We start from the raw sequence: 1113 nt of genomic DNA on the forward strand, positions 1-1113 counted from the left end.
GGCGGCCGCAAAAACTGAGTGCAACACCTGACCTTTCCGGTACGGTGCTGCCACTATGTCCTATCACGAACTCAGTATCCCCGAACGTGCGACCCTTCAACTCGGCCTTGCCCAAGGTTTCAGCCAGCGGCGAATTGCCCGGATGCTCGGCCGCTCCCCCTCGACCATCAGCCGGGAGCTGCGCCGCAACCGGGCCCCTGGCACCCGCTACCAGGCCTGTGCTGCCCAGCAGCAGATGCAGGTCCGCCGCCAGGTCTGCAGGCCTCAGTGCAAGCTGCTGCCGGGCAGTGAGCGCTTCGAGCTGGTCGTCCATATGCTGCGTGAGGGTTTGTCTCCCGAGCAGATTGCCGGCAAGCTGCGCAGCATGAACATACCCAGCCTCAGAGAGGCCTACGTCTGCCGCGAGACGATCTATAACGCGATCTACGCCCTGCCGGTCGGTGGCCTGCGCAAGGAGCTGATCATCTGCCTGCGCCAGGGCAAGACGAGTCGCAGGCCGCGCTCTGGCGGCGTCGATCGGCGCGGCCAGATCCCTGAAATGCTCAGCATCCACGTGCGCCCGCCGGAGGTCGAAGACCGGCTGATGCCAGGCCATTGGGAGGGCGACCTGATCAAGGGCAAGGCCAATGCCTCGGCGGTGGGCACCTTGGTGGAGCGTACCAGCGGCTACCTGATGCTGATCAAGATGGCCGACGCGACGGCGACCTCGGCGCTGGAGGGCTTCAGTGCGGCGCTCAATGGCATGCCGCTGGCGGTGCGCAAGAGCATGACCTACGACCAGGGCCGGGAGATGGCGCGGCACGCCGAGATCACCCAGCGGACCGGGGTGGCGATCTACTTCTGCGACCCGCACAGCCCCTGGCAACGCGGCAGCAATGAGAACATCAATGGACTGATCCGCCAGTACCTGCCCAAGGGCACGGACTTGTCGGTGCATAGTCAGGAAGCCCTGGACGCCATCGCTTTGCAACTGAATATGCGACCGCGCAAACGCTTCGACTTCAAATGCCCGATCGAGGTGATGGGCGAAGTGATGCAAGAAGCCGTGGTGATGCGGCATGATGCTCCCGCTTCAATTCAATAACCGTGTTGCACTCAGATCCTGCAACCGCC

At 63.8% G+C, this 1113-nt stretch carries 1 protein-coding gene; it reads left to right on the forward strand.

Features of this window, described 5'->3' with window-relative positions; all coding sequences use genetic code 11:
- Positions 1-55 precede the first annotated feature (55 nt).
- Positions 56-1084 carry an IS30-like element ISShes10 family transposase gene (locus AC19YR_RS24760; RefSeq protein WP_011711660.1) on the forward strand — a complete coding sequence of 343 codons (1029 nt, stop codon included), beginning with the start codon at positions 56-58 and terminating at the stop codon, positions 1082-1084.
- The last annotated feature ends 29 nt before the right edge of the window (positions 1085-1113 follow it).

It is taken from the genome of Pseudomonas sp. MF08817 (assembly GCF_059862705.1).

Bases quoted from the DNA above. Each gene is read 5' to 3' on its own strand.
- AC19YR_RS24760 (WP_011711660.1), top strand. From the start codon at position 56: ATGTCCTATCACGAACTCAGTATCCCCGAACGTGCGACCCTTCAACTC.